Below are 21,747 nucleotides of genomic sequence, written 5' to 3' on the forward strand. Positions count from 1 at the left end.
GATCATCCCCACGCGTGTCCACGAGAACAATTACTTTTTCATCGCGATTCGATCACTGTTCAATACACGAATCCGAAATGTCGGGTTCGCGACGACAAATTCCGAAACGGCACGAAACTCGGGCTCGGTGCCTATTCTCGGAACTCGAATCACACCTGTCCCACTACTTGCGGTATCCGACCGTTTTCGCACTGACGCACAACTCTCACACCCGACGAAGGAGCATCAGATGTCGCGTCGCCGGTTCGCCCGCTCACTCGGTGTCCTGTTCGCTGCCACGATCGCCGCAGCGGTCCCCACCCACGCGGCCGCCGATCCCGCACCCGCCGGAGTGCCCGTCGATCAGCTGCGCGCCGAGCTCGCCGGGTCGCCGGACCTCGCCGACGCCCTCGACCGGATCGTCGACGCCGCCCGCACCCCCACGATCCTCGAGCCGCCGCCCCGCAACATCCCGCAGCCGTTCATGTCGCCTGCACCGTCGGTCGGCCCGGGCTGCGGCGGCGGCTTCACCCCGTTCGCGATGACCTCCGGGTGGGCGCACCCCGGTCCGCACGCCGATCCGGATATCGGGTTCGGGGAGATGAAGGTCTACGTACAACCGACCATCCCCGTCCAACCCGCCGCTGCCGACCTGAAGTTCGTGTGGATGAACATGGAGAACTTCCGGGCAGGTGTCGCCACCCTCGACGACCGGATCGGTGGGGTCCCTCAACTGTCCACCACCATCGCACCGGGGCCCGGCCCCGTCATGGCGGCGCTGTTCGGCTCGGTGCAGTATGTCAACGGCGCATTCTGCCAGGTCGTGTACACCATGGGCGGTTTCTTCGTCTGACCGAACCGCGCACCGGCCGGACCCTGACCTCAGCGCAGTCGTTCGGCCGCGCGCGCCAACTCCACCAGTTCGGCACACAACCGGCGCAGTTCCACCTGATCGGCACCTTCGTCGACGGCGGTCGCCACATCCTCGGCTGCGCACCGCACCTCGAACGCCCGATCGGTCAGGGACTCGGCCTCCATCGCCGACAGCACCACCGCGTCGGCCGCGAGCCCCGTGCTCGCCGCGGTGGCGCGCTGCTCGTAGGCGCGTTGACGGCACGACTGGCGGCAATAGCGACGCCGGCGTCCCGTCCCGATCTCCGGCACCGGTCGCCCACACCACAGACAACTCGCTGGTCTGCGCTCCCGTCCGGCCATAGGGTGACACGTTACCGAGCGCAGAACCCGTGCCGGTAAACTGGCAGATCGGCCGTGTCCCCGGTTCGGGAACGGATTCGGCCCCGCCGACGTTGACATGGTGTGGACGTGGGTACCGTCCGGCACACGCCGCGGCGGTGCCGGGCCCCACCGGGCGGAGCATTACGAGAGAGGACACCACCATGGCAGATCGTGTACTGCGAGGCAGCCGACTCGGGGCGGTGAGCTACGAGACCGACCGTGACCACGATCTTGCGCCGCGTCGGATGGCACGCTACCGCTGCGACAACGGCGAAGAGTTCGACGTGCCGTTCGCCGACGAAGCCGAGATCCCCGGTACCTGGATGTGCAAGAACGGCCTCGAAGGCACCCTCATCGAGGGAGCTGCACCGGAGCCGAAGAAGACCAAGCCGCCGCGCACCCACTGGGACATGCTGCTCGAGCGTCGCTCGGTCGAGGACCTCGAGGAACTGCTCAAGGAACGCCTCGACCTGATCAAGAGCAAGCGGCGCGGCTGAACGACCCACCGGGTGCCTGCCACCCGGGCCTGCGCAACCGGTGATGCCGTTGCGGGAATTACTTCCCGCAACGGCATTTCCTTTTTCAGGGATGCAGGACCGGTCAGGTCGCGGACACGCCACAAAAAGATCAAATGGCGGGCACCTGTGTGGATCGGCGTGCAATTATGGGCGAACCCGCCGGACGAGAACACTCGGCGGTACCACCTTCACATCACGTACCGAGCATCCGACGATCATCCGGTCGGGCAGCACCCGGGAGGTGAATACACGTGAACGACAACAACACCGCCACCAGCAGTGAAATCAACTCCGTCACCGACCCCGAGGCCGCACTCGCGGCGTTGCGCGTCGAACTCGACCGCATCGACCGGGCGCTGCTCGATGATGTCCGCGATCGGCTGGCACTGTGCACGCGCGTCGCCGAACTGAAACAACAACACGACATCGCGGTGCTGCAACCCGGCCGCATGCAGCTCGTGCAGCGCCGCGCCCGCGACTACGCCGACCGCCACGGACTGTCCGCCGAGTTCGTGCGTGAACTCTACGACCTGCTGATCGGGGAGGCCTGCCGGGTCGAGGACCTCATCGTCGCCGGAAGCGAGAGCACCGCGCCCGGCGACCTGGACGACACCGTCTCCGCCGAGCACCGGAGCTGACCGCGTCATGGCAGCGGCTGCGTCCTCGTCCGGCCCCCGGTCTTCGTCGAATGCGGGGTCGTGCACCCCGCCGGTCCGCACACTGCTCGTGGACAACTACGACTCGTTCACCTACAACCTCTACAGCCTCCTGACCCGAGTCAACGGCACAGCCCCGATCGTGGTCACCAACGACACCTCCTGGGACGAAGTGCTGACCCTCGACTTCGACAACGTCGTCATCTCCCCCGGTCCCGGACGCCCGGACCGCGAACGTGACTTCGGGATCAGTGCCCGCGCCCTCGCCGAACTGTCCGTCCCGGTGCTCGGGGTGTGCCTCGGTCATCAGGGACTGTGCCATCTGTTCGGCAGCGACGTCGTCCGCGCTCCCGAGCCGGTGCACGGCCGCACCAGCGACATCCTGCACGACGGGACCGGGCTGTTCTCCGGGATCCCCTCCCCGTTCACCGCCGTGCGCTACCACTCGCTGATCGTCGAGCAGGTCCCCGACGAGTTCGAGGTCCTCGCCCGCACCGGCGACGGGTTGCTCATGGCCGTCGCGCATCGCGACCGCCCCCTGTACGGGGTGCAGTTCCACCCTGAGTCCATCGGCACCGACTACGGATTCGAACTGCTCGACAATTTCCGTGCCGCCACCGGCCCACACACGCGCACCACCCGTAACGGCGCCGCGGTGCCGGCCCCGGCGGTGGACGCCGCGCGGTTCGTGCTCGAGAGCCGCACCCTCGAATGCCATCCCGACCCGCACGCGGTGTACGAGGCGTTGTTCGCGGCGGGCCCGCACAGTTTCCTGCTCGACGGCAGCGATGCTCTCGAGCGCGACTCGCGGTTCACGGTGATGGGCGACGCATCGGGGCCCCGCGCCGAATTCGTCTCCTACAGTGTCGCCGAAACCTTGGTGCGGGAGTATCACCCCGACGGCACGCAGACCTCGTACCATCGCACGTTCTTCGACCACCTCGACCGCAGACTCACCGAACGCCGGGTCGCGCCCCGCGACGATCTCCCGTTCACGTTCGGGCTCGGTTACGTCGGGTATCTCGGCTACGAACTCAAAGCCGACGCCGGCGGTCAACTGGTGCACACGTCCCCGGTCGCCGACGCCGCCATGGTGTTCGCCGACCGCGCCGTCGTCCTCGATCACGAGGCCGGGCGCTGCCACCTGCTCGCGCTCAGTGAGCACATCGGCGAGGACGCGACCGCGGCCTGGTTCGACGAGACGTCCGCGGTGCTCGCCACCTTGTCCGACTCGGTGCCGGCCGCACCGCCGCCGTTGCTCGTGCTCGACGACCGTGACGAGAAGATCCGGGTGCGGCACGACCCGCAGCGCTATCTCGAGCTGATCGGCCAGTGCCTCGCCGAGATCCGTAGCGGCGAAACGTACGAGGTGTGCCTGACCAATACGGCCACCGTCGACCGGCACATCGATCCGCTGCGCACCTACCGGGTCCTGCGCAGTATCAGCCCCACACCGTACAGTGCGCTGCTGCGTTTCCCCGGCCTGTCGGTGCTCAGCGCGTCCCCGGAACGGTTCTTGCGGATCGGGACGGACCGTGTCGTCGAATCCAAACCGATCAAAGGCACCCGGCCGCGCGGCACCACCGCCGCGCAGGACGCCACGCTGCGCGAGCATCTGCGCACCTGTGAAAAGGACCGCTCCGAGAACTTGATGATCGTCGATCTGGTGCGCAACGACCTCTCCCGGGTGTGCATCCCCGGATCGGTGCACGTCCCCAAACTCTTCGATGTCGAAACCTATTCCGCGGTACATCAATTGGTCTCCACTGTCCGCGGAACCCTCCGTCCCGACCGGACCGCGGTGGACTGTGTGCGGGCCGCGTTCCCGGGTGGCTCGATGACCGGCGCACCGAAACTTCGCACGATGGAGATCATCGACAAATTCGAGGACGGGCCACGCGGCGTCTATTCGGGGGCGCTCGGATATCTGTCCCTGACCGGCACGGTGGATCTGTCCATTGTCATCCGCACCATGGTCGCCACCGACCATCAGGTCAGCTTCGGTATCGGTGGTGCGATCGTCGCGCTTTCCGATCCGGACGACGAACTCGAAGAAACCCTGATCAAGGCCGTTGCGATGCGCCGCTGCCTGGCCGACCTCGATGCGGGCGGAACCGGTGGAACCGACCCCGTCGGCGGAGCCGGCACCAACGGCATCGCGTCGCTGGCAGACGGAACCCGCCGGTGACGGCGGCACCCCTCGGGCCCGTCGTCGTCGCCGGCGGGCGCGGGGACGTCGGCACGATGCTCGCTGCGGCGCTGCGCCGCGACGGCAACCGCGTCCACATTCTGGATCCGACATGTGCGGATGATGCTGCCCCGCAAGAGGGTTCGAGTGACATGGCGATCCGCGCCGACATCATGGCACCGACCCCTGCTGCCGAATCCGTACTGCGGGCGGCCGCAACCGTGGTCCTCGCGGTCCCCGAACCGGTCGCTCTTGCCGCGCTCCCTCCTCTCGCGGCATTACTGCCGCCCGATGCGCTGCTCGTCGACACCCTGTCGGTCAAGACCGCGATGGCGGACGCCGTGCACAGCGGACTGCCCGACCGCGCGGCCCTGGGGATCAATCCGATGTTCGCCCCGTCCCTGGGGATGGCCGGCCGCCCTGTCACGGCCGTCGTCTACCGCGACGGACCGCCGGTGGATCGGTTCGTCGCGGCGCTACGCCGATGGGACGCGCGCGTCGTGCCGGTCGGCGCCGACGAACATGACCGGGTCACCGCCACCACCCAGGCCCTGACCCACGCGACGGTCCTCGCGTTCGGATTGGCACTCGACACCCTCGATCCGCCGGCCGCCGCGGACACCACCGCCCCACCGCCGCACATGCTGCTGCGCGCCCTCCTCGCGCGCGTCGCCTCCGGGGTGCCCGAGGTGTACCACGACATCCAGGCGGCCAACCCGTACGCAGCGCAGGCCCGCCGCGCGCTGCGCAGCGCCCTCGACGAACTCGACGCGGCCGCCGACGACAATCGGATCGACGCGTTCGACACCGTGATGACCCGGGCGAGTACGGCCCTCGAACCGGGCCTCGACCGGTATCGTGCGATCTGTGGGCAGCTGTTGACGATGCTGCCGTCCGCACCACCCGGACCCGACCTCGAAAACGGGGGGCCGCGATGATCGATCCCGAATTCGGAATCCCACTCGCACACGCCGGCGCCGCCACCGCAGAACCCGTGCGTGCCCGGCTACGTCCACCCGAACTCCCCGGCCACGACCCGACCGATCCCGTCGAGAGCGCCGTGATCCGCGGACTGTCCCGCTCGTGGGGGCGCCGCGCCGCGGTCAAGAAGGACGAACCGGACCTCGACGCGATGTTCGAGCCGGCGCTACGTGACTTCCCCGACACGATGATTCCGTTCCACAACGATCCGCGTTATCTTTCACTCGACGAGCACCACCGCGCCCGGATCGGGGCGTGGGCCTGGATCGCGTACAACAAGAACGTCATCGACATCGAACAGCACGTCGTCAATCCCGGTTTCGGGTTGATCATCTCGGATGTGTTCGGCCTCGGCCCGCACGACACGGTCACCGTCGGGGTGCTGCAGGCGATGGTCGACGAGCAATACCACACACTGATGCATCAGAACGCCAATTCCTTGACCCGTCGGCGCCGCGGCTGGGCGATGCCTGACGCGGTGCTGCCACCGTGCCGTACCGTCCGCGCCCACGACGCGGCGGTCGCCCACGCCCTCGATCCGCGGCATGCGGCGTTGATCCGGTTGGCGTTCACCACCGTCGCCGAAACGTCGATCAGCGCGTATCTGGGCCTGTTCACCGGCGACGAGACGGTACAACCGGTCAACCGCAGCACCGTGGCCGTGCATCGCCGCGACGAACTGTGCCACAGCTCCCTGGCGGGGGAACTGCTCACGATGGTCTTCGACGAACTCGACGCCACCGAACGTGAACTGTTGCTCGATGCCCTCGCCACCGGGATCGAGGCGTTCACCGGCAACGATATGGGCACCTGGGCTGCGATCGTGGCGCACGAGCAGATCCCGGGTGGGCAGGCGATGCTCGCCGACACCGCCGCGGCGGCCGCCGCGCAACCGGTGGTACAGGACTGCAGCGCGATCCGCCGTTTGTGCGGGCACCTCGGAGTCGAGGCCGACCTCGTCGCGCGCGGCCCGTTCGGTCACCCGGCGTGAGACACCAGACCGAACCTCGGCGACCGATCGACACCGAGCGTCAGCGACCAACTGACCCGAGCGTCAGCGACCGATCAACCGGGCGAGCAGCGCCCGCGCCTTCGACAGCCGTGACTCGAGCCCCCACAACGTCACCTTGAGCAACGCTTCCTGCACGATATTGCCACTCATCTTCGATTCACCGATCTCCCGTTCGGTGAACGTGATCGGCACCTCGCCGACCGTGAATCCGGCCTGCAGCGTCCGCCACGCCAGGTCCACCTGGAAGCAATAGCCGTGCGAAGCGATGGAGTCGAGATCGAGGGTTTCGAGCACATGCCGCCGGTATGCGCGGTAGCCGCCGGTGATGTCCTGGACGTTCACCCCGAGCGCGAGACGCGAGTAGATGTTGCCGCCGCGGGAGAGCACTTCCCGATGCCACGGCCAGTTCACCACGGTACCGCCCGGCACATACCGCGATCCGAGGACCAGATCGGCGCCGGCATCCACCCGCTCGAGCAACAGATGCAGCTGCTCCGGGGCGTGACTGCCGTCGGCATCCATTTCCACGAGCACCGTGTAGCCGCGGTCCAGACCCCACCGGAACCCGGCGATGTAGGCGGCCCCGAGACCGTTCTTCTCGGTGCGGTGCATCACCTCGATGCGCCCACCCGACCCGTCGGGGCCACGGTCGGCGGCCGCGAGCTCATCGGCGAACGCGCCGGTGCCGTCCGGGCTGCCGTCGTCGACGATCAACACGTGGGTGTGCGGAAGCGCAGCGTGCAGCCGCTCGACGATCCGTCCGATGTTCTCGCGTTCGTTGTACGTCGGAATGATCACCAGAGTGTGAGCGCTCGGTGCGCTCGTGTCCCCGGCCGGCGTCGCCGCTGCCATCAATGGTCCTCCCTGTCGAACCGGCCGTCGGCCGGGATTGGTGCTACGTCGGTGTCGGGCTGCGACCCCGACGCATCGCGGCGCCGGCGGTCGCGCACGAGGGCGACACCGGCAGCGGCCACGGCCCCGACACAGAGCGCGAGCTCCGGGAAAGGTCCGAACCGACTAGCCAGCGTAGCGTCCTGCCGCAACTGCACGCGCGCGACCAACGCTGCCGGCTCGAACAACGCGGTGCGTTGCTGTACTCGACCGTCGGGGTCGACGACCGCGCTGACCCCGCTGGTGGCGGCGACGACCACGGTGCGGCCGTGCTCGACGGCCCGCACCCGCGACATCGCCAACTGCTGATAGGTCATCTCGGTGTCCCCGAAGGTGGCGTTGTTCGTCGGCACCGCCAGCAGCTGCGCGCCGGCGTCGATCGAGTCGCGGAACGCCCGGTCGAATGCCACCTCGTAGCAGGTGGCCACCCCGATCGTGATGTCCGCGGCGGTGACCGTGCCGTCCCCGTCACCCGGCACGAAGAACCCGGCACGGTCCGCGTATTCGGAGAACAACCGGAAGAACGACCGATACGGCAGATATTCGCCGAACGGTTGGATGATCCGCTTGTCGTGCCGCTCGCCGGGCCCGGACTGCGCGTCCCACACGATCACCGAGTTGGTGGTGGTGCCGTCACCGTTGACCAGCACCGCGCCGACGAGAATCGGTGCACCGATGGCGGCGGACGCGGCAGAGATGTCGGTAGCGGCGTCCGCATTGCGCAGCGGATCGATGTCGGAGGCGTTCTCCGGCCAGATCACCATGTCCGGGGCGTCGACCTGGCCGGCCCGGACCTGCGCCGCGAGCGCGAGCGTCTGCGCGACGTGATTGTCGAGGACCGCCTTGCGCTGCGCATTGAAGTCGAGGCCCAGGCGCGGCACACTGCCCTGGATCGCCGCGACCGTCACCGCCCGCCCGCGCGAATCCGGAGTGTCGGCGGTGACGAGCAGAGGCCACGCCGCCAACGCCGCGAGCGGCGCCAGCGCCGTCCACGCGACCGCCGTCCACAGGCCCCCGCGATCCGACGGACCGCGGTTCCGGTGGCGCAGCACCGTGAGCACGAGCGCGGCCGCGCCGCTGCCGATCAACGCCACCGCGAACGACACCAGCGGGGCACCCCCGACCACAGCGAGCCACACCAGGAACCCGTCGGGCTGCCCGAACGCCAACCGGCCCCACGGAAACCCGCCGAACGGCACCGACGAACGCAGATACTCGGTCAGCGACCACGCCGCCGCGATCCACAACGGTGCCGCCGGCATCGACCGCAAATGCACCACCAGCGCCCCGAACAGCCCGACGAACAGCGCTTCGGCCGCCGCCAACGCCAACCACGGCAACGGCCCGACATACACCCCGATCCACGGCAGCAACGGCACCAGGAACCCCAGGCCCGCGAGAAAGCCGTATCCGAACCCCGCCTTCCGCTGCATCGGCCGGACCGTCAACACGACGACCAGGACCGCGATGCCTACCGGCGCCAGGAACCACAACGGCCGCGGCGGGAAACTCGCGAACAGCAACAGTCCCGCCCCGACCGCGGCCAGCGACCGCGCCGACACCGGGGCGAGCCGCCGCGTCAGCGACGCTCCCGCTCCCGTCCGGAACCACCCGGACGGAACGGCATCCTGTGGGTCGGCACTCACCGCTCGTACACCACGCGGCCGCGATGCACACTGCGCACCAGCACCGGATCCGCGGTGCCCGGGCTCAGATCCGGCAGCGGCGCAACCCGCGACCGCGGATCCGTCGACCAGCGCTGCACCCCGTCCTTGGGGGCACTGATCACCAACTCCCCCGCCTCCCACAACCCATACGACGCCGGAGCCCCCGGATCCAACGTGCCCGCCAGACCGTCCCGGACCCCACCGGCCCGCCACGCCCCACGCGTCGCCGCAGCGAACGCGGCGCGCGGCGAAATGCCGCTGCCGTCGGTGCGGTGATGCACCGCCGCCCGCAGCATCGCCCACGGGCGCGGCGCGGTCACCGGCGCATCGGACCCGAACGCCAGCGAGGTGCCGGTCGCGGCGATCGTCGCGAAATCGTTGAGCGCCGCGGCGCGTTCGGCGCCGAGCCGCTGCGCGTACATCCCGGAGGGGCCACCCCACGCCGCATCGAACCCCGGCTGCATGCTCGCAAGGATCCCGTACCGCGAGAGCACCTGCGCCTGCGCGGCGGTGACCGACTCGACGTGTTCGAGACGATGCCCGCACGACGCGACGGCGGGCCCACCGAGATCCGCGGCGACCTGCTCGATCGCCGTGATCGCCGCGGCGGTCGCGGCGTCACCGATCACATGGAATCCGGCCTGGATCCCGGCGACGGTGCAGGCCCGCAGATGCGCAGCGATCGCGTCGACATCGAGGTAGGTGCGGCCGCAGCAGTCCGGCGCATCGAGATACGGCTCCGACAGCCACGCCGTACGCGACCCGAACGCGCCGTCGACGAACAGGTCGCCGCCGAGCGCGTGCGCTCCGGTGTCCGCGAGCACGGTGCGCGCCTGCTCCGCGGTGGTGACGGCCTGCCCCCAATAGCCGCGCACCTGCACCGGATGGTCGAAAGCGAGCAGTTCGGTGAAGTCGTCGACACCGAAGATGTCGGGTCCACCGCACTCGTGCACCGCAACGATCCCGTGCGCGGCCGCGTCGTCGAGGGCCGCGCTGCGCGCGGCGGTGCGTTGTTGCGGGGTGAGCGCCGCGTGCGCGGCGGCGCGCACCGCGTGATGCGCGGCGGCGGTCAGTGGCCGCTCCGGGTGGTACCCGTCGAGTGCGGTGGCCTCCGCAGCCGCCCGTAACGTGCTCGAGGCCGCCGCCGAATGCGCGTCGACCCGAGCCAGATACACCGCGCGACCGGGGGCTGCGGAATCGAGGGCCGCGGTGGTCGGGGCAGCATCGGGCCAGGTGGTCTCGTCCCAGCCCTGACCCCAGATGACGGCGTCGTCGTGGGTCGCAGCGAACTCGGCGACTCGACGCAGCAACTCGGCAAGGCTCCCGCTGCCGGACAGGTCCACCGCGAGCGGGTTCCGGTCGGTGACCGTCAACCCCTGCGCGGTGACGTGCATGTGGGTGTCGACGAACCCGGGTGCGACGAACAGTCCGTCGAGGTCGACGATCTCTGCGTCCGGATGCAAGGCCTTCCCCGGACGGTCCTGACCGACCCACACGACGTGTCCGTCCGTGACCGCCATCGCGGTCGCGTCCGGGGCTGAGGAACTGTAGATGCGGCCGCCGACGAGCAGCCGGGTGCGCGGTGCTGAACTCACGAGAGTCCAGTCTGCCCCCTCATCACGGGTGTCGGCGGGGCGGGGTGTCGACGATCTCGCCCTCGAGCACCTCGTCGCTGGGGATCACCGGTCCGCTCGGGCCGGTCGCGGTCAGGCGCGGATCGGCACCGAGCACGGTGTGTTCGACGACCTGCCCGTCCACCACCACCGTGCGGGTGCCCCGCACCGTGGCGCCGTGCCGCGCGACCTGCCGCGCCGCGACCGCGCGCACCAGCGGACGCAGCACCGCACGGGTCGGCAGCAGCAACACGATCCCGAGAATGCTGGTGATCAGCCCGGGCACCAACACCAGGGCGGCGCCGACACCGATGAGTGCACCGTCGGTGAGCATCCGCTCCGGCGTCACATCGAGGTTCGGTGTCGTGCCACCGCGCAGCGAGGTCAGATCGCGCAGCGCGCGGCGTCCGCGGGAGGCGAGCACCGCGTAGCCGAGCACGCTCACACCCAGGAAAAGCAGCACGGTGACGAGCGCGCCGAGCGTGGAGCCGAGCCAGGCGAGCACGGCGATCTCCGCGACAATGTAGGCGAGGAACAACAACAAGTACATGGCGGTCCTTCCGGGTGCCGGCCGCGCCGTCTGCTGCAGGGGGGTGAGCGGCCGTTATCCCATCAACGAACGGGAGCGTGCTTTTTCTCCCGAACCGCCGGAGCACGTGCGCGCCGTTCCCGACACCGCGGCCCGCCGTGATCGAATGGCGTGATGAGCGCCGCGGACTGGGCTGTACTGCTGGTGGCGGCCACCGCCGCCGGATGGGTCGACGCCGTGGTCGGTGGCGGCGGGCTGATCCTGCTGCCTGCATTGTTCCTCGTCGCCCCGCAACTCACTCCGCAGGCGGCGTTGGCGACGAACAAGCTCTCCGCCATCTTCGGTACCGGCGCGGCGGTGATCACCTTCGCGCGGCGCATCCCGTTGCAGTGGAAGATCCTGGCCCCCGCCGCGCTCGTCGCGGCGGTGTGCGCGGCCGCGGGCGCGGCTGCGGTGTCGCTGATCGACCCGGCCGTGTTCATTCCGCTGGTGATGGTGGTGCTGGTGTCAGTCGCGGTGTTCGTCACGGCACGCCCTACCCTCGGGACCGCCCCGGCCCACAAACCCAGCGTGAAGCGCATGGTGATGGTGATCGTGGGCGCGGCGGCGGTCATCGGGTTCTACGACGGCATTCTCGGCCCCGGCACCGGCACCTTCTTCATCATCGTGTTCGCGGCGATGCTCGGCAGCGAGTTCGTCACCTCGGCGGCGATGGCGAAGGTCCTCAACTTCGGGTCGAACCTGGGGGCGCTGGTGTTGTTCGCACTCGGCGGGCATGTGTGGTGGACGCTCGGGTTGGCGATGGCGGTGTGCAATGTGGCCGGATCGGTGCTCGGGTCGCGCACCGCGCTGCGGCGCGGCGCCGGGTTCGTGCGGGTGGTGCTGCTGGTGGTGGTCACGGCGATGGTGATCCGGCTCGGCATTCAACAGTTCGGGTGAGCAGGCCGATACGCTGCTGCAGGTGAACGTCGTCGATGCGGATTTTATGGCGCTGCCGTTGCCGAGCATCGCCGATGCAGCACTGTCGGTGGCCCGCGCGGCGGGCGCGCAGCACGCCGATGTGCGGGTGCATCGGGTGCGCACCCAGTCGTTGATGCTGCGCGACAGTGCGGTCCAGTCCGCGGTGGACGCCTCGGATCTCGGGGTGTCGGTGCGGGTGTTGATCGACGGGACCTGGGGTTTCGCGTCGCATCCCGAACCGGATCCCGACGGTGCCGCGCATGCGGCGACTCGTGCGGTGGCGGTAGCGCGGACGTTGCGCCCGATCAACCGCGATCCCGTCGAGTGGGCACCCGAACCGGTGTACCGGGACGCGACGTGGTGCTCGGACTACCGGAGCGACCCGTTCGCCGTGCCCACCGACGAGAAGGTCGCGGTGTTGACGGACTATTCGCGCCGGCTGCAGGGCGCGGACGGTGTGCATCACGTGGCGGCAGGCTGCGAGCTGGTCAAGGAGCAGAGTTTCTACGCGGATCTGGCGGGCTCATCGATCACGCAGCAGCGGGTGCGGGTGCATCCGCATCTGGAGGCGACGACGGTGGACCGGGACGCGGGGACGTTCGAGTCGATGCGCACCTTGGCCGCACCGACCGGGCGGGGCTGGGAGTACGTCGCCTCGGATGCGGTGTGGGACTGGTCGGGTGAGCTCGCGACGCTACCAGAGTTGCTGGTCGAGAAGGCGCATGCGCCGACGGTGACGGCGGGCCCGACGGATCTGGTGATCGACCCGACGAATCTGTGGTTGACCATCCACGAGTCGGTCGGGCACGCCACCGAATACGACCGGGCGATCGGCTACGAGGCCGCGTATGCGGGGACCTCGTTCGCGACCCCGGACCGGCTCGGGTCGCTGCGCTACGGCAGCACCGCGATGCAGGTGACCGCCGATCGCACCGACCCGCACGGGCTGGCCACCGTCGGATTCGACGACGACGGGGTGGCCGCCCAGTCGTGGGATCTGGTACGCGACGGCGTGCTGGTGGGCTATCAGCTGGACCGGGCGTTCGCCGCCAAGGCCGGTGTGGGGCGCTCGAACGGCTGCGCCTACGCCGATTCGGCGCATCATGTGCCGTTGCAGCGGATGGCGAACGTGTCGCTGCAACCGGATCCCCAGGTCGATCGGTCCACCGCCGATCTGATCGGCGGGGTCGAGGACGGACTGTATGTGGTCGGTGATCGCAGCTGGTCGATCGACATGCAGCGCTACAACTTCCAGTTTACCGGGCAACGTTTCTACCGGATCCGCGGCGGGCGCCTCGCCGGTCAGGTGCGGGATGTGGCGTATCAGGCGACCACCACCGACTTCTGGGGTGCGCTCGAGGCGGTCGGCGGGCGCTCGACATACCAGCTCGGCGGCGCGATGAACTGCGGTAAAGCGCAACCCGGACAGATCGCGGCAGTGAGTCATGGTTGCCCGTCGGTGCTGCTACGGCAGATCAACGTGCTCAACACCCGGCAGGAGGGCGGTCGATGATCGACGCACCCCGGCTCGTCGACGCCGCGTTGGCCGCGTCCCGCGCCGACGAGACGATCGTGCTGGTCACCGACAGCGACGACGCGAATGTGCGGTGGGCGGGAAGTTCGATGACCACCAACGGGGTGATGCGCTCGCGCAGCTGGACGGTGATTGCGATCCGCCGTGACCCGCGGCCGCGCTGCGGCATCGTGACCGCCCCGAGTGTGTCCGCCGACGAGGTCGCCGCGGTGGTAGCCGCGGCGGTCACGGCCGCGGACACTGCCGCCGAGGCCACCGACGCGATGCCGCTGCTGCCCGGCGATGGGGAACCCGAAAATTGGGCGGACGGGACCGCCGGCACCGGCATCGAGGTGTTCGGTGACGTGCTCGAGGCATTGGCGGCCGGGTTCAGCGACATCGGACGAGACCCGCTGTATGGGTTCGCGCATCATCACGTGCACACCACCTGGCTGGGCACCTCCACCGGGCTGCGACGCCGCTGGACGCAGCGGGACGGGTCACTCGAGATCACCGCGAAACGCGGCGGGTTGTCCGGTGCGGGCGCGTGGGTGGGGGCCGGCACCGCCGACTTCACCGATGTCGATACGGTCGCACTGCTCACCGAACTGGACCGGCGGCTCGGGTGGGCCGGCAGCACGGTGGCATTGCCGCCGGGCCGGTACGAGACGCTGCTGCCGCCGTCGGCGGTGGCGGATCTGATGATCTACCTGATGTGGTCGATGGGCGGGCGCGGCGCCGAGGACGGGCACACTGTCTGGTCGCGGCCCGGCGGCACCCGCGTCGGCGAGACCGTGGCGGCGTTGCCGGTGACGTTGACCTCCGATCCGGCTGCGCCGGGTCTGGCGTGCCCCCCGTTCCTCACCGCGACCTCCTCGACCGACACGGTGTCGGTGTTCGACAACGGTCTCGATGTCGAACGCGTCGATTGGATCCGTGACGGCACCGTCACGGCGTTGACCTACCCACGCGCGGCGGCGGCTGAGTTCTCCGCGCCGGTGACCGCGCCCGGGGAGAACCTGCTGCTCACCGGCGGCTCGAACGCCACCCTCGATGAGATGATCGCCGGCACTGAACGGGGCCTGCTGCTCACCACCCTGTGGTATCTGCGGGAGGTGGATCCATCGGCGCTGCTGCTGACCGGACTGACCCGTGACGGGGTGTATCTGATCGAAGACGGGCAGGTGCGCGGTGCGGTGAACAACTTCCGGTTCAACGAATCCCCGCTCGATCTGCTGCGCCGCGCGGTCGAGGTCGGGGCGACCGAGCGGACGCTGCCGCGGGAGTGGAACGACTGGTTCACCCGCACCGCGATGCCGCCGATGCGTATCCCCGATTTCCACATGTCGTCGGTCAGTGCCGCCCAATGAGAGCAATACCGCCCGATGGGTCGATAGCCGGGCCGAGAGGAGGTCGTCGATCAGGATAGGTCGCGGCGATGCCGAGCGGGGCTGCCGACGTACAGCGCATTCGGGGCGCAGTCGGCGGTGACCAGGGCGTTCGCGCCTACCACCGCGCCCGCCCCGATCGTCACTCCCGGCAGGATCGCTACCCCGGACCCGATCCAGGCGCCGTCTCCGATGTGCACCGGTTCGCCGGTGAGAGGCCCGGCGCGCTGGTCGCGCCCTCCCGTGCGGTGGCTGCTGGTGAGTACCCGCACATGATCGGCGAGGAACACTCGGTCGCCGACGGTGATGTCGGCGACCGTGTCGAAGAAACACCCGTAGTTGACGAACACCCCGGAGCCGAGTCTCAACCGGCCCAGCCCCTGCACGACCACACCGCGGTGGATCAGGCTCGGCGCCGACACCTGTACTCCTGCGCCGCGCAGCAACCGGTGCCGCAGGGCGCCGGGTATCACCGGAAGCCCTGCGGCAGCGACGAACACGGATTGGGACAGATAGGTGTGACGCACCCCGGTACTGCCTCCGACAATTTTCTTCTGCAACCGACGCTCCTAGAGCAGGTCGGCGAGTTCCTTCGCGATCTCCTCGGGGGTGACCGTGGGCTCGAAGCGGCGCACCACCGCGCCCTCGGGGTCGACGAGGAACTTGGTGAAGTTCCACTTCACCTCGTCGGTGCCGATCGCCTCCGGACGCGACTTGCTCACGTGCTCGAACAGGAACCCGTTGTCGGGACCGAAGTCGCCGGGGGCCTGCTCACGCAGGTACGTGTACAACGGCGCCGCGTCGGCGCCGTTGACGTCGATCTTGCCGTAGACGGGGAACGTCACGTCGTACTTCACCGAGCAGAACTCCTGGATCTCACTGTCGGTGCCCGGTTCCTGCCCGCCGAACTGGTTGCACGGGAACCCGACGATCTGCAGCCCGGCGTCCTTCTTCTCTCGGTGCAGCGCCTCGAGGCCCTCGTACTGCGGGGTCAGTCCGCACTTGCTCGCGACGTTGACGATCAGCAGGTGCCTACCCTGGTGCACCCCGAGGGATTCGGTGCCGCCGTCGGCGGTGGTGACGGTGAAATCGTGGACGCTCACAGCTCTCCTAGGGTGTTCTGGTTCGTGTATGTCGAGGTTCGAATGCTCGGGTCAGTCGAGGGTGCACGCCAACCCGATCGTGCCGGACCGGCCGCGCCGCAGCAGACTGCCCTTGACGGTCAGCCACCCGAACAGTCGGTACTTTCCGATGATCGCGGACCGGGTGTGTTCGGTGCCCGCATCGTCGAGGATCTCTGCAGTGCCGGGTACCGCGGCGCTGCGCGGACGACCCCGCGCATCGCACACCGCGAGTGTGATTCGCGGATCGCGGCGCACCCGCCCCACCTTGTGGGACCCGGTTGCCGTCCACACCAGCAACCGGTCGCCGTCGGCCACCGCCCACACGGCGGTGGCGACGGCGGTGCCGTTCTTCCGGAACGTGCTCAGCAGCACATACTGGGCGGCGGCGAGGTCGGCGAACGACGGTGTGGTGACTCCCCCATCAGGCATGCGCCCACCTTACGGAACAACCACCGTGTGCGCGCGGCGGCGGTTCACCCTCCGGTGGGGGCGCCGCGTGGCACGTCGCGGAACGCGAGGTTGGGGTCGTGGCTGCGCTCACGCGGCATCCCCAGCACCCGCTCGCTGATGGTGTTGCGGGCCATTTCGGTGGTACCACCGGCGATCGTGTACGACTGCTGCATCAGGAAGTCGGTGCCGCATTCGGCGACTGCGCCGTCGTCGGCGTCCCACGCAGCGCCGTCGGCGCCGGTCATGTCGTAGATGATCGTGGTGAGGCGGGTGGCGACGTCCCCGGACATCAAACGCAGGATGCTCGCGGCCTGGTCGGTCATCGCGCCGGTCGTCATGGCCTGCCCGATCCGCTGCTGCAGCGCGTTCTTGACCAGTTCGAGGGTGTCGGCCTCGCCGATCAGATCGCGGGCGAGGGGGTCGTCGAGTCGTCCCGCGTCGCGGGCGACCTCGAGGAGTTCCTCGGTGCGGGAGCCGCCGCGGCTGCTGCCGGCCGGCAACGTCGCGTACGGAGAACGCAACAGCAGCCGTTCGTGGAACATCCAGCGGGTGCCGACGGTCCAGCCGGCGTCGACCTCCCCGATCCGGTCGCTGTCCGGAATCCGCACATCGGTCATGTATTCCTGGCAGAATTCCTTCGACCCGCTGAGCATCTCGATGCGGTGCACCTCGATGCCCTCGGCCTTCAGCGGCACCATGAACACCGTCAGCCCGCGATGTTTGGGCACATCCCAGTTGGTGCGGGCCAGGCACAACGCCCAGTCGGACCACCAGGCTCCGGTGGTCCAGATCTTCGAACCGTTGAGGATCCAGTCGTCGCCGTCGCGCACCGCGGTGGTCACCGCGCCCGCCACGTCGGATCCGCCGCTGGGCTCGGAGAGCATCTGCATCCACAGTTCCTCGCCGCGCAGGATCGCCGGGATGTGCCGCTTCTTCTGTTCCTCGGTGCCGAAATCGAGCAGCACCGCCGCACACGGCACGAACGTCGGTGCCTGCAGTCGCGCCGGATACTCGAAACCGGCGAGTTCGTCGTTGAGGACGCGCTGGTGTGCGGGGGTCAGTCCCTGCCCGCCGTACTCGCGGGGAATGCTGATCCCGGCGAGCCCTGCGTCGAACATCGACCGTTGCAGTGCGCGGTCGTGCGTGACGTCGGCGAGTTCGTCCTCATCAGAGGTTTCCTTGCGCAGCACCCCGACGTGCGCGGCGGGATCGGCGGGCGCGAGATTCGCGCGGATCCAGGTGCGGGCGCGGGCGCGGAACTCGTCGAGAGTTTCGATCTCGACCTCGGTCTGGGTCACTGTGCGCTCTCCTTCGACGTGGCGGCAGCCGAGATGACGGCATCGGCGAGTGCCCGACGATGCTCGGCGGGGGTGCCGTAGGTGGACCGGTTCGCGGCGACGCGCCGGGTATACAGGTGCAGGTCGTGTTCGAAGGTCAGGCCGATGCCGCCGTGGAACTGCACGCATTCCTGCATCAGGTCGGCGGCATGATCGCCGATGTACGCCTTGGCCGCGCTCGACAGGCGGGCCGCGTCGGGTGTGTCCGCGGCGACGGCCGCAGCAGCGGTGTCGCTGATCGCGTGACACGCCTCGAGCCACATCTTCATGTCCGCGAAGCGGTGTTTGATGGCTTGGTACGAGGCCAGGGCCCGGCCGAACGAGTACCGGTCGAACGCCCACGCCACGGTGGTGTCGAACGCGGTCTGCAGCGCACCGACGGTTTCTGCGCAGCCCAGCACGATCGCCAGATGCCGGGCGTATTCGTCGTCGGCGGAGCCGTCGCCCGCAGCGCCGAGCAGCGCGCTCGCGGGTAGCCGCACTCGGTCGAACTCGACCTTTGCGTAGCGGCGGGTGAGATCCACCGAGCGCATCGCAGTGACGGTCACGCCGGGCGTGTCGCGGGGAACGAGGACGTGGCTGAGTCCGTCGCCGGTACGGCCGGTCACCAACAGCAACTCGGCGGTGCCGGCGGCTTCGACGGGGCGTTTGGTGCCGTGCACGATCACGTCGTCGCCGTCGACGGTGATCGTCAGCGGCGCGGTGGCGGCACGGGCCTCCGGGCGTGGTTCGGCGGAGCACCACGCGGCGGTGACGGAGCCGTCGAGCAACCCCGCGAGGGTGTCGTGGTGGTGACTGTGCCGGCCCAGCAGGGCCGCGACCACGTTGGTCGGGACGAGCGGTCCGGGTGCGGCGTGCCGGCCGAACTCGTATGCGATCAAGGTCAGGTCGATCAATCCCGAGTCGCTGATGGAGCCACCGCCGTGCGCTTCGTCGACGAGCAGGCTGGTCCAGCCCAGCTCGGCCCCGGCGCGCCAGAATCCCGGGTCGAATCCGGCGGAGTCGTCGCGCAGGCCTCGCAGGACCGCGACCGGGGTGCGTTCCTGCAGGAACCGGGCGGTGGTGTCGCGGAAGAAGTCCTGGTCGGGCGTGGGTTCGAGCAGCATGCAGTGCCTCTCGTCTCGGTGGCACCCACAAGTGGAGTACCTCAATCTCAATAATGAGAATATAGTTATCCCATCCTGTAAAGGAAAGTCTCTTCGGGGCGGTTCCGGGGACGGCCCCCACATCCGGATACTGGAGGGCGTGACCGCGACGAACCCGAGGGACGACACCGCAGCAGTGGACGTGCATCTGCCCGCCGGAACGCTGACCGCCGCACAACTGCAGACCCTCGCCGACCTCGCGCACACCCACGCCGGCGGCGTCCTGCACCTGACCCCGCACGCCCACCTGCGCCTGCACGGCGACCCCGCGCCCCTGACCACAGCCGTCACCGACGCCGGATTCACCGTGGGCCACCCCGCGCTGCCGCACCTGCTCGCGTCCCCCCTCACCGGACGCATCGGCGGACTCCGCGACATCCGGCCCCTCACCGACACCGCACAGACCCGCCTGCTCACCGCGCGCCCCGGCGTGACACTCGGACTCGACGACGGCACCGGCGACGTCGTCGCGCTGACCCCCGATCGCACACTGCTCGCCCTACCCGGCGACGAATGGGCCCTGATCCTCGGCGGCGAGGACACCGGGATCCGCCGATCCGACCCTGTCGACGCCGTCGGCCTCCTGTTCGACGACACCGCACCCACCGACATCGCACCCACCGACACCCCCATTGCCGTCCCGACGCCCCCGGACCCCCCGATCGGATGGCTCGACCAACCGGACGGCACCGTCACCCTGGCCGGAGGCCTGCCCGGCGGTGTGCTCCCCGCCCGTCTCGCCGAATTCCTCGCCGCCGTCGAACACCCCCTCGTCGTCACCCCCTGGCGCTCGGTGCTGCTGTGCGACCTCCCCGAACAGGTCGCCGAACAGGCCGTGCGTGTCCTCGCCCCCATGGGATTGATCTTCGACGCACAGTCACCGCACCTGCGGTAACCCACCGAACCGCCCCGCCTCACACCGGACCGGCCTACCGTAGGACAGGTGAGTTCCGAACCGGCCGACTCCGCATCCCCCGACACCGACGCCTTCGACGTGATCGTGCTCGGCGCGGGCCCCGCCGGCGAGAATGCCGCTCAATACGCCATCGCCGGATCCGACCGCACCGCCGCCCTCGTCGAACACGAATTGGTCGGCGGCGAATGCTCCTACTGGGCATGCATGCCCAGTAAGGCCCTGCTGCGGCCCACCCAGGTCCTCGCCACCGCCACGCACATGCCCGGCGTGCAGCAGCACGTCACCGCCGACCACGTCGACATCCCCGCCGTCCTGTCCCGCCGCGACCGGTTCACCTCCGGCCACGACGACTCCTCCCAGGTGCTGTGGGCCGACGCCGCCGGCATCGACGTGATCCGCGGTCACGCGCACCTCACCGGACCCCGCACCGTCACCGTCGACGGCGACCACCCCCGCACCCTGCACGCCCGCCACGCCGTCGTCCTCGCCACCGGCACCGTCGCCACCGTCCCCGACCTGCCCGGACTACGCGCCGCACTGCCCTGGACCTCCCGCGACGCCACGAACCTGCGGCAGATCCCACGCCGGATCCTCGTGATCGGCGGCGGCGTCGTCGCCTGCGAAACCGCCACGTGGCTACGGCAACTCGGCGCCGACGAGGTCACCGTCGTCGTCCGCGGACCGCGCCTGCTCGCGCGGATCGAACCGTTCGCCTCCGATGCCGTCGCCGACCGGATGCAGACCCGCGGCGTCCGACTGCGGTTCGGGACCGAAGTGACCTCGGTGACGCGCCCCGACGTCCGCGACACCGGCGTCGGCATGATCCACGGTGGCCCCGTCACCGCGGAGTTGACCGACGGCACCACCATCGAGGTCGACGAACTCGTCGTCGCGACCGGTCGCCGCGCCGCCGTCGGCCACCTCGGCCTCGACACCGTCGGCCTCGACACCGGCACCGTGACCGTCGACGACCACCTCACCGTCGCCGGTGTCGACGGCACCTGGCTGTACGCGGTCGGCGACGTCAACGGCCGCGCCGCCCTGACCCACATGGGCAAATACCAGGCCCGGGTGTGCGGCGACGTCATCGCCGCCCGCGCCGAGAACCGGCCACTGGACGACCCCCGTTACCGGGCGAGCGCCGACCACGGGCAGATCCCCCAGGTGATCTTCACCGTCCCGGAGATCTCCTCCGTCGGGCACACCGCAGACTCGGCCCGCGACGCCGGACTCGACGTCGAGGTGCTCGAGGCCGACATCGACGTCGCAGGCGCCGCCCTGCACCGCGACGACTTCACCGGTCACGCAACGCTTGTCGTCGACCGCGCCACCGACGTCCTCGTCGGCGCGACCTTCGCGGGGTCCGACGTCGCCGAACTCGTCCACGCCGCTACCGTCGCGATCGTCGGGAAGGTGTCCCTCGGTCTGCTGTGGCACGCAGTCCCGGCCTACCCCACGATCAGTGAGGTATGGCTGCGCCTGCTCGAAACCCGCCGGCCGTGACACCGAGGCCCTGACCGCGCCCGGGGACGCTCGGCCTCCACGCCGGCGGTAGTAGTGTGCGGGGCAGTGAACACTTCCTTCCGTGCTTGAGAATCGACTCTCACGTCGATCGTGAACGACGCCGCCTACGCGCGGCGGTGA

The 21,747-nt window shown here is 69.4% G+C and carries 21 protein-coding genes; 11 read left to right on the forward strand and 10 right to left on the reverse strand.

Going from position 1 to position 21,747, the window contains the following annotated elements; all coding sequences use genetic code 11:
- The first annotated feature begins 229 nt into the window (after positions 1-229).
- Complete coding sequence (locus EV641_RS19260; protein WP_132473828.1) at positions 230-832, forward strand: hypothetical protein; 603 nt, start codon at positions 230-232, stop codon at positions 830-832.
- A gap of 29 nt (positions 833-861) precedes the next feature.
- Here EV641_RS19260 and EV641_RS19265 read toward each other — a convergent pair whose 3' ends face one another.
- Positions 862-1,194 carry a hypothetical protein gene (locus EV641_RS19265; protein WP_132473830.1) on the reverse strand — a complete coding sequence of 111 codons (333 nt, stop codon included), beginning with the start codon at positions 1,192-1,194 and terminating at the stop codon, positions 862-864.
- A 182-nt stretch (positions 1,195-1,376) separates the two neighbouring features.
- Between EV641_RS19265 and EV641_RS19270 the strand changes: the two genes are divergently transcribed.
- The 5 genes from EV641_RS19270 (at position 1,377) to EV641_RS19290 (ending at position 6,549) form a co-directional block, all read left to right on the forward strand.
- Positions 1,377-1,712 (forward strand): RNA polymerase-binding protein RbpA, encoded by a 336-nt coding sequence (locus tag EV641_RS19270; RefSeq protein ID WP_054720842.1) that lies wholly within the window; start codon positions 1,377-1,379, stop codon positions 1,710-1,712.
- Positions 1,713-2,017: 305 nt separating this feature from the next.
- The gene (locus tag EV641_RS19275) at positions 2,018-2,371 is read left to right on the forward strand and encodes a chorismate mutase family protein (RefSeq protein ID WP_199233324.1); all 354 of its coding nucleotides are present in this window, start codon (positions 2,018-2,020) and stop codon (positions 2,369-2,371) included.
- A 7-nt stretch (positions 2,372-2,378) separates the two neighbouring features.
- Positions 2,379-4,577 carry an aminodeoxychorismate synthase component I gene (gene pabB / locus EV641_RS19280; protein ID WP_132473834.1) on the forward strand — a complete coding sequence of 733 codons (2,199 nt, stop codon included), beginning with the start codon at positions 2,379-2,381 and terminating at the stop codon, positions 4,575-4,577.
- Positions 4,574-5,515: a prephenate dehydrogenase/arogenate dehydrogenase family protein gene (locus EV641_RS19285; RefSeq protein ID WP_241997353.1), complete on the forward strand. Its 942-nt coding sequence runs from the start codon at positions 4,574-4,576 to the stop codon at positions 5,513-5,515. Before pabB ends, EV641_RS19285 begins: the two co-directional genes overlap by 4 nt.
- Positions 5,512-6,549 carry a diiron oxygenase gene (locus EV641_RS19290; protein WP_132473836.1) on the forward strand — a complete coding sequence of 346 codons (1,038 nt, stop codon included), beginning with the start codon at positions 5,512-5,514 and terminating at the stop codon, positions 6,547-6,549. The genes EV641_RS19285 and EV641_RS19290 overlap by 4 nt, the downstream gene beginning before the upstream one ends.
- Before the next feature lie 63 nt (positions 6,550-6,612).
- Here the strand turns inward: EV641_RS19290 and EV641_RS19295 are convergent, their stop codons facing one another.
- From EV641_RS19295 to EV641_RS19310, 4 genes are read right to left on the reverse strand one after another with little or no spacing between them, the layout of a single operon-like run.
- Positions 6,613-7,422, reverse strand: a complete 810-nt coding sequence (locus tag EV641_RS19295; protein WP_132473838.1) for a polyprenol monophosphomannose synthase — start codon at positions 7,420-7,422, stop codon at positions 6,613-6,615.
- Entirely contained in the window at positions 7,422-9,044 is a 1,623-nt protein-coding gene (gene lnt, locus EV641_RS19300; protein WP_241997361.1) for an apolipoprotein N-acyltransferase, read from the reverse strand. The genes EV641_RS19295 and lnt overlap by 1 nt, the downstream gene beginning before the upstream one ends.
- Before the next feature lie 59 nt (positions 9,045-9,103).
- Positions 9,104-10,723 (reverse strand): amidohydrolase family protein, encoded by a 1,620-nt coding sequence (locus tag EV641_RS19305; protein WP_241997354.1) that lies wholly within the window; start codon positions 10,721-10,723, stop codon positions 9,104-9,106.
- A 22-nt stretch (positions 10,724-10,745) separates the two neighbouring features.
- Positions 10,746-11,291, reverse strand: coding sequence for an FxsA family protein (locus EV641_RS19310; RefSeq protein ID WP_132473840.1), 546 nt, complete (start codon positions 11,289-11,291; stop codon positions 10,746-10,748).
- Positions 11,292-11,444: 153 nt separating this feature from the next.
- On the opposite strand from EV641_RS19310, the gene EV641_RS19315 reads away from it, so the two are divergent.
- From EV641_RS19315 to EV641_RS19325, 3 genes are read left to right on the forward strand one after another with little or no spacing between them, the layout of a single operon-like run.
- Positions 11,445-12,209 carry a TSUP family transporter gene (locus EV641_RS19315; RefSeq protein WP_132473842.1) on the forward strand — a complete coding sequence of 255 codons (765 nt, stop codon included), beginning with the start codon at positions 11,445-11,447 and terminating at the stop codon, positions 12,207-12,209.
- Positions 12,210-12,255: 46 nt separating this feature from the next.
- Positions 12,256-13,743, forward strand: a complete 1,488-nt coding sequence (locus EV641_RS19320; protein WP_132473964.1) for a TldD/PmbA family protein — start codon at positions 12,256-12,258, stop codon at positions 13,741-13,743.
- Positions 13,740-15,113, forward strand: a complete 1,374-nt coding sequence (locus EV641_RS19325; protein WP_132473844.1) for a metallopeptidase TldD-related protein — start codon at positions 13,740-13,742, stop codon at positions 15,111-15,113. The genes EV641_RS19320 and EV641_RS19325 overlap by 4 nt, the downstream gene beginning before the upstream one ends.
- A gap of 50 nt (positions 15,114-15,163) precedes the next feature.
- On the opposite strand, the gene EV641_RS19330 is transcribed toward EV641_RS19325, so the two are convergent.
- The 5 genes from EV641_RS19330 to EV641_RS19350 are packed head-to-tail and all read right to left on the reverse strand — an operon-like array spanning position 15,164 to position 19,148.
- Positions 15,164-15,691, reverse strand: a complete 528-nt coding sequence (locus tag EV641_RS19330) for a DapH/DapD/GlmU-related protein (RefSeq protein ID WP_241997355.1) — start codon at positions 15,689-15,691, stop codon at positions 15,164-15,166.
- 9 nt (positions 15,692-15,700) lie between these two features.
- Positions 15,701-16,234: a glutathione peroxidase gene (locus EV641_RS19335; protein WP_132473846.1), complete on the reverse strand. Its 534-nt coding sequence runs from the start codon at positions 16,232-16,234 to the stop codon at positions 15,701-15,703.
- A 51-nt stretch (positions 16,235-16,285) separates the two neighbouring features.
- A complete protein-coding gene (locus EV641_RS19340) occupies positions 16,286-16,684 on the reverse strand; it encodes a PPOX class F420-dependent oxidoreductase (protein ID WP_132473848.1) in 399 nt (132 codons plus the stop codon).
- Between the two features lie 44 nt (positions 16,685-16,728).
- Positions 16,729-18,003, reverse strand: coding sequence for an acyl-CoA dehydrogenase family protein (locus EV641_RS19345; RefSeq protein WP_199233316.1), 1,275 nt, complete (start codon positions 18,001-18,003; stop codon positions 16,729-16,731).
- Entirely contained in the window at positions 18,000-19,148 is a 1,149-nt protein-coding gene (locus EV641_RS19350) for an acyl-CoA dehydrogenase family protein (protein ID WP_158289194.1), read from the reverse strand. Before EV641_RS19350 ends, EV641_RS19345 begins: the two co-directional genes overlap by 4 nt.
- A gap of 139 nt (positions 19,149-19,287) precedes the next feature.
- Between EV641_RS19350 and EV641_RS19355 the strand changes: the two genes are divergently transcribed.
- Positions 19,288-20,082: a precorrin-3B synthase gene (locus EV641_RS19355; RefSeq protein WP_241997356.1), complete on the forward strand. Its 795-nt coding sequence runs from the start codon at positions 19,288-19,290 to the stop codon at positions 20,080-20,082.
- A 48-nt stretch (positions 20,083-20,130) separates the two neighbouring features.
- Positions 20,131-21,606 carry an NAD(P)/FAD-dependent oxidoreductase gene (locus tag EV641_RS19360; RefSeq protein WP_132473856.1) on the forward strand — a complete coding sequence of 492 codons (1,476 nt, stop codon included), beginning with the start codon at positions 20,131-20,133 and terminating at the stop codon, positions 21,604-21,606.
- Positions 21,607-21,747 lie beyond the last annotated feature (141 nt).

This window comes from Rhodococcus sp. SMB37 (assembly GCF_004345605.1).
Taxonomy (GTDB): Bacteria; Actinomycetota; Actinomycetes; order Mycobacteriales; family Mycobacteriaceae; genus Rhodococcus.

What these genes read in the sequence shown, in the direction of transcription:
- EV641_RS19315 (WP_132473842.1), top strand. Translation starts at nt 11,445, where the DNA reads ATGAGCGCCGCGGACTGGGCTGTACTGCTGGTGGCGGCCACCGCCGCC.
- pabB (WP_132473834.1), top strand. Translation starts at nt 2,379, where the DNA reads ATGGCAGCGGCTGCGTCCTCGTCCGGCCCCCGGTCTTCGTCGAATGCG.
- EV641_RS19310 (WP_132473840.1), bottom strand. Translation starts at nt 11,291, where the DNA reads ATGTACTTGTTGTTGTTCCTCGCCTACATTGTCGCGGAGATCGCCGTG.
- EV641_RS19340 (WP_132473848.1), bottom strand. Translation starts at nt 16,684, where the DNA reads ATGCCTGATGGGGGAGTCACCACACCGTCGTTCGCCGACCTCGCCGCC.
- EV641_RS19265 (WP_132473830.1), bottom strand. Translation starts at nt 1,194, where the DNA reads ATGGCCGGACGGGAGCGCAGACCAGCGAGTTGTCTGTGGTGTGGGCGA.
- EV641_RS19290 (WP_132473836.1), top strand. Translation starts at nt 5,512, where the DNA reads ATGATCGATCCCGAATTCGGAATCCCACTCGCACACGCCGGCGCCGCC.
- EV641_RS19270 (WP_054720842.1), top strand. Translation starts at nt 1,377, where the DNA reads ATGGCAGATCGTGTACTGCGAGGCAGCCGACTCGGGGCGGTGAGCTAC.
- EV641_RS19295 (WP_132473838.1), bottom strand. Translation starts at nt 7,422, where the DNA reads ATGGCAGCGGCGACGCCGGCCGGGGACACGAGCGCACCGAGCGCTCAC.
- EV641_RS19320 (WP_132473964.1), top strand. Translation starts at nt 12,256, where the DNA reads ATGGCGCTGCCGTTGCCGAGCATCGCCGATGCAGCACTGTCGGTGGCC.
- EV641_RS19325 (WP_132473844.1), top strand. Translation starts at nt 13,740, where the DNA reads ATGATCGACGCACCCCGGCTCGTCGACGCCGCGTTGGCCGCGTCCCGC.
- EV641_RS19260 (WP_132473828.1), top strand. Translation starts at nt 230, where the DNA reads ATGTCGCGTCGCCGGTTCGCCCGCTCACTCGGTGTCCTGTTCGCTGCC.
- EV641_RS19350 (WP_158289194.1), bottom strand. Translation starts at nt 19,148, where the DNA reads ATGCTGCTCGAACCCACGCCCGACCAGGACTTCTTCCGCGACACCACC.